The 18,805-nt window shown below is 36.5% G+C and carries 9 protein-coding genes; 2 read left to right on the forward strand and 7 right to left on the reverse strand.

Annotated features, from left to right (window positions below):
- Nucleotides 1–55 precede the first annotated feature (55 nt).
- Entirely contained in the window at nucleotides 56–826 is a 771-nt protein-coding gene (locus HYN56_RS20735) for a response regulator transcription factor (RefSeq protein WP_109193932.1), read from the reverse strand.
- A gap of 101 nt (nucleotides 827–927) precedes the next feature.
- Between HYN56_RS20735 and HYN56_RS20740 the strand changes: the two genes are divergently transcribed.
- Nucleotides 928–1,677, forward strand: a complete 750-nt coding sequence (locus tag HYN56_RS20740) for a DUF1349 domain-containing protein (protein ID WP_109193933.1) — start codon at nucleotides 928–930, stop codon at nucleotides 1,675–1,677.
- Between the two features lie 159 nt (nucleotides 1,678–1,836).
- Nucleotides 1,837–2,169, forward strand: a complete 333-nt coding sequence (locus HYN56_RS20745) for a YegP family protein (RefSeq protein WP_109193934.1) — start codon at nucleotides 1,837–1,839, stop codon at nucleotides 2,167–2,169.
- Nucleotides 2,170–2,219: 50 nt separating this feature from the next.
- Here the strand turns inward: HYN56_RS20745 and HYN56_RS20750 are convergent, their stop codons facing one another.
- The 6 genes from HYN56_RS20750 to HYN56_RS20775 all read right to left on the reverse strand — a co-directional run bounded on the left by HYN56_RS20750 (nucleotide 2,220) and on the right by HYN56_RS20775 (nucleotide 18,777).
- Nucleotides 2,220–3,473, reverse strand: a complete 1,254-nt coding sequence (locus tag HYN56_RS20750) for a gliding motility-associated C-terminal domain-containing protein (RefSeq protein WP_109193935.1) — start codon at nucleotides 3,471–3,473, stop codon at nucleotides 2,220–2,222.
- A 158-nt stretch (nucleotides 3,474–3,631) separates the two neighbouring features.
- On the reverse strand, nucleotides 3,632–7,888 hold the full coding sequence (locus HYN56_RS20755; RefSeq protein WP_146194621.1) for a beta strand repeat-containing protein: 4,257 nt from the start codon (nucleotides 7,886–7,888) through the stop codon (nucleotides 3,632–3,634).
- Between the two features lie 261 nt (nucleotides 7,889–8,149).
- Complete coding sequence (locus tag HYN56_RS20760) at nucleotides 8,150–8,890, reverse strand: hemoblobin-interacting domain-containing protein (RefSeq protein ID WP_109193937.1); 741 nt, start codon at nucleotides 8,888–8,890, stop codon at nucleotides 8,150–8,152.
- Nucleotides 8,891–9,036: 146 nt separating this feature from the next.
- Nucleotides 9,037–10,287 (reverse strand): hypothetical protein, encoded by a 1,251-nt coding sequence (locus HYN56_RS20765; RefSeq protein WP_109193938.1) that lies wholly within the window; start codon nucleotides 10,285–10,287, stop codon nucleotides 9,037–9,039.
- A gap of 346 nt (nucleotides 10,288–10,633) precedes the next feature.
- A complete protein-coding gene (locus tag HYN56_RS20770; protein WP_109193939.1) occupies nucleotides 10,634–16,456 on the reverse strand; it encodes a beta strand repeat-containing protein in 5,823 nt (1,940 codons plus the stop codon).
- Between the two features lie 386 nt (nucleotides 16,457–16,842).
- Nucleotides 16,843–18,777 carry a family 43 glycosylhydrolase gene (locus tag HYN56_RS20775; RefSeq protein WP_109193940.1) on the reverse strand — a complete coding sequence of 645 codons (1,935 nt, stop codon included), beginning with the start codon at nucleotides 18,775–18,777 and terminating at the stop codon, nucleotides 16,843–16,845.
- Nucleotides 18,778–18,805 lie beyond the last annotated feature (28 nt).

The following is an 18,805-nucleotide window of genomic DNA, read 5'->3' on the forward strand; positions in this document are numbered from 1 at the left end:
ATTAATATTGAAACCCTTAGCAGGCAATTATAAAAATACAAAAAAGCTTTAGAAGTTAAATAATTCCCATTGCAAAAGCGGTCTGCACTGCCTCTGCTGTATTGGTCACCTTTAATTTTTCAATAATATTTTGTCTGTGTCGACGAACAGTGTAGACTGAAATATGCATTTCGGAGGCAATTTGCTCACTTTTATTTCCTTTTGCTACACTGCTTAAAACTTCTATTTCTCTTTTGGACAGTATGGTTTCTGAATTGTTTTTATACTTTTCAGATTCAATAACTTCTCCTGTCTGAATATTGATGATTTTTCCATCAATTCCGGTTCTGGATTGTAAATCTGTTGACGGAAGATACAAACACAAGGCAAGTGAAATACTTCCGTTGCTGAATGTTTTAAGGTAAATCGTTCGATGATTAATATAAATATTTTTTTCTGCAGTACTTTTCATTCGAAGACGGCTGAAAGTACTGTAATTACTATATTCTTCTTTCGGAATACCTTTTAAAAACTGATAAAAATTGAGTTCTAAAACATGACGTTCTAATAAATCATCTGCAATTATTTTTGTAAAAATACATTCTTCAAAAGCCGAATCAATTACAGATTTTTCATCCGGAAGTCCGAAAACGGCACCAAAACTTCCTGCATATATATAACTGCAGTCGGCCTGATAATCGGACAGAACAGCTACACATTGTTCAATCTTTACATAATTGGCCACAAACTGTTTGTACATTTCGATATCATTAGATTCTTCAACCTCAAATTTTTGTTCTAAAAATGTGGTCATTAATTGATTTTCGATTGAAGGATTTTGTGACATTGAGAATTGTAATTGGTTAATTTTACGTATTGCCTTTCTTTGGAAGCAACACTATTTTTGGAAAACTAAAAATATCACATTCTATCCCAAAAAAATAATTTATGAAAACAATTTTTTATAGCGCTATTACTATTTTGAGTCTTTCTGTATTATCAGGCTGTAATAACAAAAATGAAACTGCAAAAACAACAATGAAAGAAGAAACAAAATTAGATTCTGCAATTGTTAATGGTTTACCATGTGATATTAAGTTATCAAACATACATTTTACTAAAGCAATAAATGGCGCTGATACCTTAATTAAAAAAGAAGCAAAAGAGAAAATCATCTTTAAAGCCGGAGAAAAATCAGATTATTTCTCTGATCCTGACGGAAAATTATCCAATACCACCGCTCCAATGCTTTTATCAAAAGTAGACAATACCAAACCTTTTACGCTTACCGCTAAAGTTACTCCTGAATTTACTGAAAAGGGACTTTATAATGCCGGAGTTCTATACATTTATGCAAATGACAGCTTTTATCAGAAATTCTGTTTTGAACAGGACGAAAGAGGCAATCACAGAATTGTAACGGTACGTACCATAGAAACTTCTGATGACAATAATCATGATGTTGTAAAAGAACCTTCAGTCTACATGAAAATCTCTTCTGATACCAAAACGGTTGCGAGTTATTATTCATTAGATAAAAAGAACTGGCAAATGGTGCGTTTATATAAAAACAATTATCCAAAAGAAATTTGGGTTGGAATTAGCACACAATGTCCTGTAGATAAAGGAACTCAAAGTATTTTTGAAGAAATTAATCTGGAAGAAAAAAGTGTTTCTGATTTTCGTTTAGGAATATAACTTTTATTTAATAGAGCAGTTTTTATAAGTCTGTTTCTGTACTCTTTATTATTATTAAGATAATCATTTTTTCAAACTGATGTATGATTTATATGACTAAGTTTTGTATTTTTATCTTTAGCAAAATGAATATATTACCTAACTTTAATAACAAACTACATGGGAAAATTTGTAATTACGACCAGAGCCAACGGAGAGTTTCAATTTAATTTAAAAGCTGGTAATGGCCAGACTATTTTAACAAGCGAAGGTTATACCACAAAAGCAGCTTGTAATAATGGTATTGAATCTGTAAAAAACAATGCAGCTGATGACAATCGTTATGATAGAAAAGAAGCTAAAAACGGAAAACCGTATTTTAATCTAAAAGCTGGAAATGGACAAATTATTGGTTCAAGCGAAATGTACGAAAGTGTTGCCGCTAGAGAAAACGGAATCGAATCTGTAAAGAAAAATGCTCCTGATGCGACTATAGATGATCAAACATCATAAATCGAAGTTTAAAATATAAAAACGAAGCGAGGTTTTGAGCCTCGCTTTTTTTATTTGTTCTCCTTGCTGATATAGAGATATCCTGTTCTTCGCTTTGTTTTGCCTGCACTTTCATATTCTAAAATATAAAAATAAGTTCCATCCGGCAAACCTTCATTTTTCTTAACAGTATCACGACCTTCCGAATAACCTCTAAACATATTATCACTCTCATTATACGATTTGGCATCGTATACTTTTACACCCCAGCGGTTATAAATTTCGACTTTATTATTTGGAAAATTATCAATTCCTTTAATGTGAAAAGTATCATTTATTCCATCTCCATTGGGAGAAACAGCATTATAAATTACAATTTCATTAGATGGAGGTTCTGGATTTGCCTTTTTTACTAGTGCTATTGTAAAAATACTATAACCGCTGACCTGAGTAGTCACTAATTTCGTATACTCAGCTCCTGTAAGAAGATCTGTGGTTACTCCTTTTTCGTTAATCCACTTAGATGTTGGAGCATCCCATCTTACTATTGCCAATTCTGTATCATTACTTTCCTGAAAAAAAATGGCAGGCGTTGTATTTTTGTCCAAAGTAAGACTCAAAACTGCTTTATCTGTTCCTTGTTCTTGTGTCAAATTCCAATATTCAGCTTCATCTATTGTGACGATACTTTCTTCTTTACTGGTATAAGGATGAATATTACCAATAGTTTCAAAGAAATACTCGGTTGTATAAGTATTATCAGGATTGCTGTTTGCATCATTGAGAGAGGGTCTGTAATACACATCATCTCCAATAGGAAATTCAAATTTTTCAGCGCCTATTTTTTCTACCCTACCATCAACAAAACTTAAATTACTGGTATCTGAATGGGAGGTATTTGCATTAAAAATCATTTTTCCTGCATCATTAGAGCCATCTACAATTCCGTTCTTAAATGAAGCAAGTTTATTAATAACAACAGTAGTTTTTAAGGAAAAAGGAAACTTACTGGAAATGTTATTGAATTCTACATTCTGAAATTCTGAAATGGATCCCCCTTCTATTATTTGATTGGAATTACCAATAAAAAAAGTTTTTCCATTCGATAAATCACTATAAGTAAACAGGCCGTCATTTTTAAAATCTGAATAGGCATAAAAATTTCCATTGTGCAAAATATCCCCACTAGCTTTATTATCAAAAGCAAAAAAGGTCGAAAAATCAGTATTGGGTTCAATTGTTAACACGCCTGTATTGACAGTTTGTGAAAAAACTTTCCCAAAACAAAAAATTAAAATTATACCAAATTTTATCTGCATCTTCATAGAATCAATTTTTAAAATGATAATTCAAATTATTTTTTACTAAACATTTTCTCCACTAATTTTTCTAAACCGGTAGAGTCTAAGATCCATTTCAAAAGCTACTTGACTAAGTTTTTTAAATTTGTTGTGTTTGTACTCAGCTTTTAATTTCCCATTTTTTAGTTACTCACATACCAGGAAGTTCCATCAGAAATCACAGTTATATGATCATTAATTCCCGTTGAATCAAGAAGAATGCTTGTGCTTCCTGCGATAGGTCCTCCAGAAATAGCAGAGGCAGGCCAGCTTCCGTCAAATTTTTCAGAGGCGGAAGATGTTTTAACTGTAACTGAACTAGTATTAATGATGCTTGTTTTAATCATCAGTACCCGGCCTGTATTTGCAGCCGCAGACGGCAATGTAATGGTATTTGCAGGACTGCTGCCAGAAGGAACAACTAACATGTAGTCGTTCGTTTTTACTGCATAACTGCCAGTAGCAATAGCAACTTTCACTACTTGTGACCCCTGTACATCCAAATCTGCGTTAGGAGTGGGGTTATTGATACCTACTTTGGCTCTGCCTGTGCCTGTGTTGTCATCATTAATAAACAATCCTCTGTTTGTTTGGTTATTGCGATTGGTAAAGAAGCGATACCCACCATTGAACATACCTGTAAATTGGTTTGCTGCTGTAGATGAAATAATTGTGCTACCACCAGAAGCATCAGCCAAAATTGTTGCACCATTATATCCTGTTGGTATAGTAGCATATATCCCCATTACCAGTGCATTATTAGCACTAGTAATTGAGTTATTTTGGCCTATTATTGTTGAAGCAGTAGAACCGGTAATAGTATTAGTTTGACCTAGTGCATTTGAAAAACTACTACTGTTAATATGGTTTGCTCCCCCGGCTGTAAAAGATGAAACAGCAGCGGCGACATCACCTATATAATTACCATTGCCCGCTGCAATACTATAGGTACTGCCATTCGTAATTATATTGCCACCACCCATGGCTACATTACCAGTACCAGAACTAGTGTTTCCAGTTCCCATAGCTATAGTTGAATTACCATCAGTAGTGTTTCCAGATCCCAAAGCTACAGATCCCTGTGGAGTAGCAGCTGTACCAGCTGTAGTATAATTCATAATATTTTGTGACCCTAACGCAACTGAATTTTGAGAGTAGATCTTATTAGCATTTCCTGCCGCAAAAGAACCAACGCCAGGGGTTCCTCCTCCAATTGGAGTCGCAGTTGAATAGATATTATTGTTTACTCCAAATAACGCCGAATTACCAGATCCCGCATCAATTATATTTTTATTACCTGCGGCAAAAGAACTATTTCCACCTGCAGTAGTACTGTTACTTCCAAATGCAGCACTATAACTTCCACTGGCTATTGCAACGCCTGCGGCAAATGCATAACCACCATTGGCACTAGCAGTAGCACCGCCAAATGCAGTATTGTAACCAACAGGAGTTGCTCCGCCTGAACTTGCCGTTGCTCCATTACCATAAGCAAACGAACCAGTTGCTGAAGCAACGCTATTAGTACCTCCCGCAAAAGAGTATTGACCAATCGTTCCTGTTGTACTTGTACCGGTTCTTACCGAACCCAATACTTGTAGTTCGGCTACAAGAGGGCTTTGTATATTAATACCTATTTTACCTATACCGATTGTACCATTTATACCTGTGCCAAATAAGGTATTACCAATATTTAATTCGTTGCTGACAGCAGCGCTGGAAGGGTTTATATTATTGCTACTCGAGCCACCAATCATAATATTGTTGTTGCCATTAATTGTTTTACCTGCGTTAGGACCAAGTGCGGTGTTATAACTACCCCCAGCACTAGCGGTAAGCGCATTAGCGCCAATTGCCACATTATAGACCCCAGTAAGAGCTGTGCTAGCATTATTCATTGCACTTATCCCTATTGCTGTATTGTTGCTGCCGGTATTGACAGTTACCGCAGTAGTATTACTGCCAGCCATTGCCAAATAGCCTACTGCTGTATTTCTGCCATCAGTAGAGTTACCGATTTTTGCCAATGCATAAGAGCCTACAGCTGTATTAGCAACACTGTTTGTCGATATATTAATAGTATTAAAGCCAACAGCAGTGTTCTCTCCTGTACCACTATTAAGTGCTGTGAGTGCATTGGTACCCATAGCTGTATTGTTGTTAATAGTAGTTGCAATTGGTACGCTTAGAAGTGCCTGATAACCAAAAGAGGTATTATTTGTAGTAAGCAAGCCAGATTGGACTTTGTTGACCTTGAACATTAAAGGCTGGGCATCGTTAGTACCCAGATAATTAGTACCCACAGTTGTACCTAAGTTACCTACCAACGTCCATACGGGTAAATTAGGAAAGGTAATTGTTCGTAAAAGACCCGTTGAAGGGTTAGCTAATACTAAATTATCTGTAACATCAGTAGTTGCTTGCAAGCCCGCAATTGCTAATGTATTAGTAGCACCATTGGTAGTAATAGTTGTGGTTGGGTTAACTAATGTGCCACCTAATTGCACATTGCCATTAGTCGCTGTTAAGCCATTGTTTGCAGAAGTTAGTACAGGAACTGCAGGTATTGTTGCTATGCCGTTTACAGTTGATATTAAACTTCCGTTTGTGGCTGTTAAGGTATTGGTTGTAGTAGCCGGAGCACTATTTACAACAACAACATCGCCGGTAGCATTTATACCTAGCGTTGCAACACTTGTCGCTGTTGCTGGGCTTGTTGATGTTAAATTGCTTAGCCTAAGTCCCGATGTATTTGCTGCAGCAGATTTAACTTCAAATGTGTTGCCCGGATTGTTGGTATTGATACCGATACTGGCTGTACCAATGGCACTATTTATCGCTTTACCAAATAAGGCGTTACCTATGTTCATCTCATTACTTTTATTTGGGCCAGAAGCATCTATCCTATAGCTGGTACTTCCACCTATCAAGATATTACTGGAACCATTTAACAATCCCTGGCCTACACCTGCACCTATAGCTATATTTTGATTGCCAGTCTCAATTGAAAGATTACCGGCACCTATGGCTATGTTATTCCAACCACTAGTAAGGGCTCCAATATTCTCAACACCCATAGCTACATTATAACTACCAGAAGTAAGACCCTGAAAATTTTGAAAACCTGTAGCCGTATTGTAAGTGCCATCACTAAGAGCAGAGAGGCTATTGCTGCCCATAGCTGTATTAAATTGACCCGTAGCAGAAGGATTTAATGAACTGTTACCCAATGAGGTATTATTTTGCGCTATGTGACCTGCATAATTATCATTTATGCGGAAAAATAATGGTTGATCATCGGTGGTTCCTAAAAAGTTATTAGCCGGGTTTGTACCTGCATTTCCTTTTAACAGCCAGCCGTTGTTTAAAATTGAGCGGTCAATTGTTGATAAAACACCAGATGAATTCACAACTACTATATTATCAGTACCAGTAGGGCTTGCCGATTGTAAGCCTGCAACTGCCAATGTATTGGTAGCATCAGTAGTTATTGTTGTTGGTTTTATTAATGCACCGTCTAATTGCACATTTCCACTAGTTGCTGTCAAGCCATTGTTTGCTGAAATGAGTATAGGAACTTCAGGTGTTGTTTCTACGCCATTTACAGTTGATACTAGCTTGCCATCTGTAGCTGTTAAGGTGTTGCTATTGATGATATTGACAGCAGTTCCAGTCACGTCGTTTACTGTTGTAGTCAAAGTATTTCCAGTTGAAGTGTTGGATACAGTTGTTGCCGTAACAGAACTATTAACAACAACTACATCACCAGCAGCATTTACTCCAATTGTTGCTCCAGTTGAGGCTGGGCTAGCAGATGTTAAATTAGTCAGTCTAAGTCCAGAAGTATTAGCCGCTGTTGAATTAATTTCTAATGTGCTTGCCGGTGCAACTGTACCTATACCGATATTGCCAGATGACGCAATACGCATTCTTTCGGTGTTGTAAGTTCTAAATGATAAATCCTGATTATCTGTAGTCCCCAAGAAGTTCGTTGCAGGATCAGTTCCAGCATTCCCCAATATATGCCAGTCGTTTGGCGATAATGTACTAATGGCTATTTTTTTAACTGAAAAGTCACTTGGATCCCATGTAAGCACATCGTCAGTCAATTCTCCGTCAAAAGGTGTATCCAATTTTAATACAGGTAATGTGGTGCTGCCCCCGTTGCTAATATACAAGCGAGAATAATCAACCGGCTTAAAACTTGACGTATCTATTACCCCTATGGCTACATTTCCGTTGGTGTTTTTATTAAATAGATTAGATCCAACCTGAAACCATTTGCTTGGATCTACATAAATAATTGTACCCTTATTATCAACCACTCTTATGCCCTTGTTCTGAGCCAAAAGCACACAAGGGAATAAAAGAGACAACAATATTACTAAATACTTATTCATTTTTTTAATCATTTAATTGGAGTACTATTTTTTGGGTACCCCTAGTTCTATATTACACTAAAAACCTCGAAAACATTCTGCGGAAAAAACGCCAGACGCATTGAAAAAATCCTTTATAAAACAAACTGCACAATTAAAGTTATAATTGGATATCAATTTATTATTACTTTTTATAATCACTTTTACCTCTCTTGCCTTACAATATGCAGAGAGATAAAAGTGATTTCATACTACTCTAATTATTGCTTTTTGAGCATTTAATTAGTTAACCCACTGAACTTCAATCTTGTCATTTGGAAGAAGTGTATAATCATTTGGTTCATTAAGATTTGAACCGTTAATTGTCAAGGTTCCGGCTGCTAATGTATAGTCTACGTCACCCAATAATTTAGCGCCATTACGATACACCCATACTTTGGTAATTTTAGTTGGTAAGGTAGGATCAGTGATAGTGATAGGATCACCAGGGTTGTTAACAGGAGGCGTATCTCCACCACTTATCACCAATTGAGATGGTGCCATCTTCAAGGTTTCGCCAGTAGCTTCATCACGTACCAAAAAAGTATAACCTGATGTGGTTGCTGGTACTGCTGCTGTTCCATGCTTAGATCCATCCGCGGCATTAGTAGAAGGAAGCAATGTGTTAGGTACTAATTTAATTCCATCAAGTGCAAATACCTTGTTTGTTGCGTCGATATAGGTATCATCAGTTAATGTACCTCCCAATTGCCATGTAGTAGTAATACCTCCATCAGGAGCAGAATTTGTAATTTGGGTAATACCATTTTTTACCTGTAGGAACTTTATTGTTCCTTTATTGTCAATTACTCTTACTGATCCTTGTGAACCAGCAGTACCGTTGCCCACTTGACCTAATTGAGTACTTCCTTGTTTAGTTATGTCAGCCGTTTGGCTTTGTGCCTGAGCGTTAAAGCCTGCTAAAGCCAATGATAGTGCAAAAATTGTTTTTAAACCTGTTTTTTTAATTGTATTATTTTTCATGATTGAATTTTGTTAATATTTATGGTTACTGTTGTTTATTTTGAATATTTTAAAAAAAATATCCTGCCTGTTTTTTTCTTTTTTTTCTTTTTACATATTTCTATATTGGTTTAAGAATTGTTTTTTATTTTAATGTCAGTCTATTTTTATTTCCATTGGTAAATTTTTATTTCATCTCCTTCCAAGCATCCTCCATTAGTATCAGCATACAGTTGCAGTGTTAATTGGGAAGTTCCTGGGGTTGCGGTAAAATTTATTTCGGTACCATTTCTAAAAACCTGTATTTTGTCTAAAGAAGTAATGGGCTGTGGAGTAGAAAAATCCTTTTGTCCATTAACAGCAATCAATTCCTCTTTTATAACCCCTGTCAACTCGTTGATACTTATTTTTTTAATAACGCCCGTAGTAGGCTCTACCATAAGTAATTCACCTGCTGCATTTCCTTGCTGCAAGCCTTTAAGAGCCAAAGTATTAGTATTATCGGTAATTATGGTAGTCGGTTGGGTTAAACTTCCCCCTAATTGCACATTGCCGTTTGCTGCTGTTAATCCGTTGTTCGCTGTCATTAATATAGGAACTGTTGCTGTTGTGGCTACGCCGTTTACAGTGGATACTAAATTCCCATCTACAGCTGTTAAAGTGTTGCTGTTGATTATAGTTACATTTGGTCCGGTAACACCATTTACAGTAGTGTTTAAAAGGTTATCAGCAGAAGTGTTAGACACCGTTGCAGCAGGTATAGAAGGTGTGTTGATTTTATAAGGATCTGCCGTTGTTCCGGAACCGGTTACTGTTGTATTAGTTCCATCAACAATTAAACCGATACCCCCTTGTGCTCCAGCTGCTCCGTCGTTTCCTGGAATCCCTTGTGCTCCAGTATCGCCTTTATCTCCTTTGTCACCTTTATCTCCTTTTGCACCATTAGTTCCAGCTATTCCCGGAGGTCCCTGCGGTCCGGCTGGCCCTACGGGTCCTGCTTGTCCAACCAATTGCAAAACATTAGAAACGCCGTTTTCATCTTTGTATGTTAATCTATTGGTATTGGCATCATAAGTCAGGGTAGTCAAAGTTTCATTAAATATAACAGGATCGCTTTTTCCTATTAATCTAATCCACTTATCAGTCTGCCAATAATAGAAACCCGGAGTGACATCATTTGCTGTAGTTGTATTATAAACCAGCAAACTATTTGCAATAACACCTGTAACCGGACTTTGATTTGTGGTTTGTATTAAAGAGAGTCTTGGAATAAGCAAACCTTTATTTGTAGCAGTTACATCCAATTGTGCTGAATTTGCAGGAGCCAGTGTTCCAACTCCTACTTGCGCATGGCCTAAAAAACTTATAATAAAAATTATAAGAATAAATAATAACCTCTTAGGTAGTTTTAAGTTCATTTTGATTAAATTTATTTCTTAAAATTTAATGTTTAGTTGTTTTTGTCAGTAGGGTTTTAGAAAATGCAAATTTCCGTTTAGATCACGATATTTTTCTACCACCAAACGTTTTTAAAGTATCATATTAAGACATTGTTTCTTACGTGTTAAATCTCTTTAAGGTAAATAAGCATTATATTTTTGATGTTTTTTTCTTATAATTACAGACAAATAATATTTTAAAGATGTATTTTAAAGGAGGGAATGTATTTTCTGCTATCAGAATATGCAAAACCATTTAGAGGCGTTAGATGCTTAAAATTTATAAATCAGCAGATTACCAACCTTACGGGACACTAATCCCTTATTAGAACTTTGAAATAGTTTGCCATTTATCGCTTCCATCAGTAATAATCTGGTAAGCTGTTCTGATATCAACTGAAATGGAAGTATCTGTTTCATTAACCGCAGCACTTGCACCTGCAAATGTGATAGTAACCGCGTTTGCTGAAAAACTGTCAACACGCTTAATAGTAAATACTCTTCCCACAGCTACACCAGAAGGAACTGTCAAGACAACATTATTCGAAGCTGCATCTATTAATATCACATTATCTGTTGCAGGATCTACAGTATAATCAGCCGTTTTTCTCACAATATTCATCGTGACTGCAATACTACTTACTGAAGAAATGGTTCTTAAATTACCACTTGCATCAGCGGTAACGATATTGTCTGTTGGTAAACCTGCTGGCAAAGTACGTACACGGGCAGCTCCATTAATATCCAAAGTGGCTGTTGGCGCATTCGTGTTAACACCTATTCTGCCTGCAGTTCCTCCTGCTACACCATTTACGCCTGTTCCAAACAAAGTGTTGCCAATGTTCATTTCATTGCTGATTGCCGCTGCAGATGTATTTATATTAATGGATGAAGCTCCTCCGCCAATTAGTATGTTGCTGCTGCCTGTAGTAGTAATAATACCTGCACTATCCCCAATCGCCACATTATAATTTCCTGTAGAATTATTTTGAAGTGTAAGATTGCCTAATGCCGTATTGTATCCTCCTGTTAAATTATGATTCAGCGAACTTGCACCCAAACCTGTATTATAGGACCCTGAGGTGTTATCTCCGAGAGATAGGTAACCTACAGCTGTATTTCGTCCTAAAAGAGTGGTACTATTAGCATTTCCGAGCGCCAGAGCACCAACCGCTGTATTGCCAGCAAAAGAACTTCCCGCTACTTTACTTAGTGCTGCATAGCCTATAGCTGTATTATCGCTGACAGTACCGCCTACAGCTAATGCATTGTATCCGAAAGCTGTATTTTCAGAGCCTTGCTGCACAACCGCAGTAGTTAGCCAATTGGAAAGGGTTCTATATCCTAAAGAAGTATTGGTCTTGCCTTTGGTATCTGTGCTAATCATACCAGAGTTTGTACCTTTAACTTTGAAAATTAAAAGCTGATCATCTGTAGTACCTAAAAAATTAGCTGCTGAATCTGTACCTGTATTTCCTGATATTAACCAACCAATAGTACCAACAGCATCCGCTACTGTTCTTTGATGTAAATTTCCATTGCTGTCTGTTGTTACCAGATTATCTGTTGTGGGTGCAACAACTGTAGGCAGTGTGCGAACTCTAGCTTCCCCATTTATATCCAAAGTGGCTGTTGGTGCATTTGTATTAACACCAATTCTTCCTGCTGTTCCTCCAGTTACGCCGTTTACTCCAGTTCCAAACAAGGTATTCCCTATATTTAGTTCGTTGTTTGCGACTGGGGTTGAAACATTTAGATCTTCTGTTGATCTCGCTCCAATAACAATATTACTATTTCCTACAGCAATTTTATGACCAGCATTTAACCCCAATAGTGTATTATAATTTCCGACAATATCAAATCCGCTTAATACACCAACGGCAGTATTGCCATTGCCTGCCGCTACGCTATATAAAGCATTTACTCCTAATGCAGTATTATCAATTCCTGTTAAATTATTGGATATTGAATTCGCCCCTACAGCAGTATTTGTTACTCCCGTAGTATTGCTTTGAAGCGCAGCCTTTCCTACAGCAGTATTTACCTGTCCTGTTGTATTAGCCTGTAAAGCAAAAGTACCAAATGCCGAATTAGACTGGCCTCCTCCCGCTATATCGGGGTTTGCAAATGAATAGTATCCAAATGAAGTGTTAGAACCATCAGTAACGGTGGTCAGCATCCCAGATACCTCATTGTTTAACTTAAACATTAGAGACTTATCATCGGTTGTTCCAATGAAATTAGTACCAGAATCAGTTCCAGCATTACCTTTCACGCTCCAGTTATTTGTTAATAAATTTGAAGAAACTTTTTTTAATACACCATCAGTATCAGCAACTAATATATCGTCTGTTATACCACCTGTTTGAAGATTTGAAATTGTCAAAGTGTTGGTGGCATCAGTGGTAATTGTAGTGGGTTTTATTAAACTTCCTCCTAATTGTACATTACCATTGGTCACTGTCAAACCATTATCTGCTGTAATTAATACTGGAACCACAGGTGTTGTTGCTACGCCATTTACTGTTGATACTAAATTTCCGTTTGTGGCTGTTAAAGTATTGCTGTTGATAATCGTTGCGCCTGTGCTTGTTTTTCCGTTCACAGTCACAGTTGTTGTATTTCCCGTTGAAGCATTTGAAACAGAAGTTGCGTCTGCAAGTGATGTTGGTGTCAATAAAGAACCTCCGTCAGTTCCAACAGTCAGAATATTTCCTGTATTGACGCTTGTCACATTTGCAGTCTGGGCAGTTCCTCCTTCATTCGTATAAGTAATCACTCCGGTAGAGGTTGCCTGTTCCAGATTAGTAACAGTCTGTGATACCGTAATTGCCGGAGCCAGATCCAAAGCTGTACTGGCAACTCCGTTTACGGTTGTAATCAGACTTGTTCCCGATAATGAAGTTTCATTTAAATTGATGATATTGACATTGTTTCCAGTCACATTATTTACTTTTGTATTCAGGATATTTCCGGTTGATGTATTTGAAACACTACTGACAGTAACTAAGTCGCTTGGAGCTATTATTTTTAAAACTCCATTGGCATCAGCAACAACTAAATTATTTGTTGCTATTCCTGCCCTAAGTCCATCAATTCGAACCGGGTCATCGGTTCCAATAGTTTGAGGTGAAACATGAAGCGTATTGGTTGGCGTATCTATATTAATACCAATTTTTGAAGCTTTAGCAGAGGTGGAAAGATTATTAACTCCTGTGCCGAAAATAGCATTTCCAATATTTAATCGGTTATTTCCAACTGTTGAAGGAGTAAGTGGAAAAAGATCTACAGTATTTCCTATAATAATATTTTGATTTCCTGATGTCACGTTCATCCCGGCTTGATAACCTAAAACTGTATTACCTGTTCCTGAAGTTAAAACACCAAGAGCAGAATTACCTATTGCAATATTTTGATTACCTGTAGTTTTAACTAGTAGTGCTCCTACTCCAATTGCAGTATTAAAATTCCCTGTATTAACTTCTAAGGCTCTATAGCCCATAGCAACATTACCAGTTCCGCTTGCTGTACTCGTTAAAGTATTATGCCCAAAAGCTGTATTATTAGTGCCTACCGAATTTGACAATGCTCTAAGTCCAAAAGCTGTGGTACCACTTTGAGACAACATTCCAGCTTTTACATTGTTAATTTTAAACATTAAAGGTTGTCCATCCGTAGTTCCTAAAAAATTCACTGCAGAATCTGTTCCTCCGTTTCCTGTCGTTCTCCAAAAATTTGCTGTGGCAGGAGTTACAGTACGCAATACACCTGTTGAAGTGGCTACTACAAAATTATCAGTTGTTGAATTTCCTGTTTGTAAACCTGCAAATGCAAATGTATTGGTAACATCTGTAGTTATTATAGTTGGCTTTATTAAACTTCCTGTTAATTGAACATTGCCATTAGTAACTGTTAATCCATTATCCGCTGTAATTAATACAGGAACTGCTGGTGTTGTTGCTACACCATTTACTGTTGATACTAAATTGCCGTTTGTAGCTGTTAAGGTATTGCTGTTGATTATATCTACACCAGTTCCTGCAATTCCGTTAACAGAGGTGGTCAAAGTATTAACAGCGCTTGTATTTGCAACAGCGCTAACAGCATCAGAAGTTGAAGAAACACCGTTTACATTTGATGTCAAAGTATTTCCGGACAGGCTTAAATTATTTGTAGTTCCTGCTGTAATTGCGGGAGCCAAATCCAAAGCTGTACTTGCAACTCCGTTTACGGTTGTAGTCAGACTTGTTCCTGATAATGAAGTTTCATTTAAATTGACAATCGGTGCACCTGTGCTTGTTTTTCCGTTGACGGTAATAGTTGCCGTATTTCCTGTTGACGCATTTGAAACAGAAGTTGCATCTGCAAGTGATGTTGGCGTAAATAAAGAACCTCCGTCAGTTCCAACTGTCAGAATATTTCCTGTATTGGCGCTTGTTACATTTGCGGTCTGAACAATTCCTCCTTCATTTGTATAAGTAATCACGCCGGTAGTTGTGGCTTGTTCAAGATTGGTAACAATCTGTGATGCTGTAATTGCCGGAGACAGATCCAAAGCTGTACTCGCAACTCCGTTTACGGTTGTAGTCAGACTTGTTCCTGATAATGACGTTTCGTTTAAACTGACAATCGGTGCACCTGAACTTGTGATTCCGTTTACTGTAATTGTTGCCATATTTCCTGTTGATGCATTAGAAACGCCACTTACTGCATCTGATGTTGCAGTCTTGCCGTTTACATTTGATGTCAAAGTGTTTCCGGACAGGCTTAAATTATTTGTAGTTCCTGCTGTAATTGCCGGAGACAAATCCAAAGCTGTACTTGCAACTCCGTTTACAGTTGTAGTCAGACTTGTTCCTGATAATGATGTTTCATTTAAATTGACAATCGGTGCGCCTGTGCTTGTTTTTCCGTTCACAGTCACAGTTGTTGTATTTCCTGTTGAAGCATTTGAAACAGAAGTTGCGTCTGCAAGTGATGTTGGCGTAAATAAAGAACCTCCGTCAGTTCCAACTGTCAGAATATTTCCTGTATTGGCGCTTGTTACATTTGCGGTCTGAACAATTCCTCCTTCATTTGTATAAGTAATCACGCCGGTAGTTGTGGCTTGTTCAAGATTGGTAACAATCTGTGATGCTGTAATTGCCGGAGACAGATCCAAAGCTGCACTCGCAACTCCGTTTACGGTTGTAGTCAGACTTGTTCCCGATAATGAAGTTTCATTTAAATTAACAATCGGTGCACCTGTGCTTGTGATTCCGTTTACTGTAATTGTTGCCGTATTTCCTGTTGATGCATTAGAAACTCCACTTACTGCATCTGATGTTGCAGTCTTGCCGTTTACATTTGATGTCAAAGTGTTTCCGGACAGGCTTAAATTATTTGTAGTTCCTGCTGAAACTGCAGGTGTCAAATCCAAAGCTGTACTTGAAACTCCGTTTACAGCTGTAGTCAGGCTTGATCCAGTTAAAGAAATTTCATTACTATTGATAATCGGTGCACCCGAACTAGTTACTCCATTGACCGTAATTGTGGAAGTATTGGTAGTTGAAGCATTAGAAACAGTCGTAGATCCAACTGGAATCGCAGAAGCATCTAACATCGCTCCTCCATCACTTCCCACCTTAAGCAAATTCCCAGTATTAGCACTTACCACTTGAGATATAGTTGAATTTCCTGCTTCATTTGTATAGGTTATTGCTCCTGTACTGGTATTTTGAATCTGGGTGGTTATCGTTTCATTAGCTTTTACAATTGTACTAAACTCAATTATTTGAGAATTTCCCGAATTATCGATATATGAAAAAGTCTGATTAACAGAATTGTAAATAACAGATCCAGCTGGCACAGTTGTTTCTCCTGACACTACAATTCGATTCCATTTATTATCAAACCAATAGTAATACCCTGGCTTTATATCTGAAACTGTTGCAGTATTAAATACTAGTAAACTATTGACGTTTCCGCTAGTAATCGTTGATGTATCCGTTGAACTGTTTAAACTTATTCTTGGAATTAACACCCCCCGATTAGTTGCTGTAATTTCTAACTGTGAAGAAGCATTAGGTACTGGCGTACCTATTCCAACTTGAGAATAAATGGTAAAACTCCCTAAAAATATAAATATGCAAAGTAATTTATTCTTCATAAGATTGAATTATTAGAATTAACAATTTTAAATTATAACAGAAATAAAAAAACAGAGAAACAAATTCTTGACTCTTTTGACTGAGCAGAATTCTAAAAAAATTATTGCTTGAACGAAAAAAAACAATTGATAAGTGACAATTGTATTCCTAATACACTGATTTAAAAAGGCAGGTAATACTAAAAGGAAAATTGGTGCAGATATGTGATTTAACTAAAAAAAAATCCTTTTTATTTTTCGATTTGTAAATTTAAACAAAAATAAAGTACTAATAATCAAATATTTAAAACTTTATTATAGCTAATAAAATTATGCAAAAGCATTTAGATAAAAAAAAGCCAATTTCTATTAAGAAATTGGCTTTGAATTCTGAACTACTAAAAAACTTATTTTAAGCTTTCTATTCCTTTATGAGTTGGAACAACCTGCTTAATAGTTCCATCAGCATTAAATTCTAATTTATCGATGCATACTTCGCGGTGAAAACCTCCTGCATTACCCATTTTTATTCCGGTTGGATAAGAGAATCTATGGTAAACAATATACCAATCCTCTTTGTTTGGAATTTGTAATACGGAATTGTGCCCTGTTGCATAAATCCCTTCTTCTGGTTTTCCTTGAATAACAATATTATTCTCTGGAATTTCTAACGGTCCAATCGGAGAATTTGAAATTCCGTATCTTACTTTGTATTTCGGACTTCTGGTATCGTCTTCACTCCAAAAGAAATAATATTTTCCGTTTCTGTAAATCACATAAGTTCCTTCACGGAAAGAATTATTTACAGCTATTATTTTTTGAGTATTTGGTTTTAACGAAACCATATCCGGATTTAACTCGGCTACAGCCATATACATATTTCCCCAGTACAAATAACTTTTGCCTGTTTTAGGATCTGTAAAAACATCAGGATCAATTTCTTGTCCATCCTTTATTTCCTGAGGTCTTTCAGATATAAGTGCTTTTCCGCTGTCTTTAAAAGGTCCGGTTGGGTTATCTGAAACTGCTACACCTACTTTTTGTGCTGCTGTGAAATAGTAGAAATATTTATATTTTCCTTTTATCTTTTTCTCCACAATACAAGGTGCCCAGGCATTTCTATTTCCCCAAGAAACATCTTTTTTAAGATCAAGAATTACGCCTTCGTCTTTCCAGTCTGTTAAATTATCTGATGAAAACGTTTTAAAATAATAACCAGACCAACTGTCAAATCCATCGCTTGTCGGATAGATATAATATTTCTTTGTTTTATTTGAATACAAGATTTCAGGATCGGCATAATAACCTTCCAAAACCGGATTGTGATTTACTTTTGGAAATTTTTCAGGTGTTCCCCATTTGTCTGTAATTCTTTTCAATTCAGAACGTGTTATGGGCAAAATAGTTCCGTGACGCGGATTAAAATCCATTGAAATATCGTTATCAATAACCGTAAAGTTTTCTAAATCTTTGGTTTTCGTAAACTGATATCTTCCTTTTGTGTAAACATCATACATCAAAATATATTCATCTGAATTGTTCAGTTTAAAAACACTTGATCCTTCTACTCCGTCTTTGGTCTGCTGCAGGTAATTATCATTTTCCGTCCATTTTCCTGAAGTTAGATCGGTTGTTGTTGCTACTTTAATTCCTGCTTTTTCTGTTTCGGTTTTATAGAATAGGTGATAAACACCATCTTTTTCGATAATATCGCCATCAATACAAGCTCTTCCAGATTTCGGAACAAACAATAATTTCGGCTCACTTTCTAAAGCTGTAAAATCTTTATTGGCGTAAGCATAATAAATCTTGTCAGGTCCTCCAGCATGCTGCATACTGAAATAAATCATATATTTTCCAGCTTTTGCATCATAAATAGTCTGAGGTGCCCAAACTCTTTTTAAGTTTTCGTTTCCTGGAAATGTAGTCTGGATATTCACTATACTGCTTTTCCAATTTACTAAATCGGTACTTTTTAATAAAACCATTGCACGATTACTGTCCCAGCCTTTTGAAGAAGTCATGTCGGTCAAAACCATATAAAATGTTTTGCCATCTTCTCCACGTAATATATGCGGATCACGAACACCTCCTGTAGAACTTATTGCTTTACTGTCTATAACAGGTTTGTTGCCGTTAAGACTATAATAGTGATATCCATCTTGACTTACGGCATAATTAACCGCTTCTTCTTCGACTTTGTTTCCAATAAAATATACGAATAAATAAGCTGTTAAATCTTTTTCTGCCACTGCAGGCGGAATTCCTTTTGCTTTATCCTGTGCTTGTAAAAAAGTTGAAGTCAATAACAAGACTACAAGACTAAATTTTAATTTTTTCATTTTATAAAAAGTTTATTGCTGTTGTATT

Origin of the sequence: Flavobacterium crocinum (assembly GCF_003122385.1) — a bacterium.
GTDB classification, from domain to species: Bacteria; Bacteroidota; Bacteroidia; order Flavobacteriales; family Flavobacteriaceae; genus Flavobacterium; species Flavobacterium crocinum.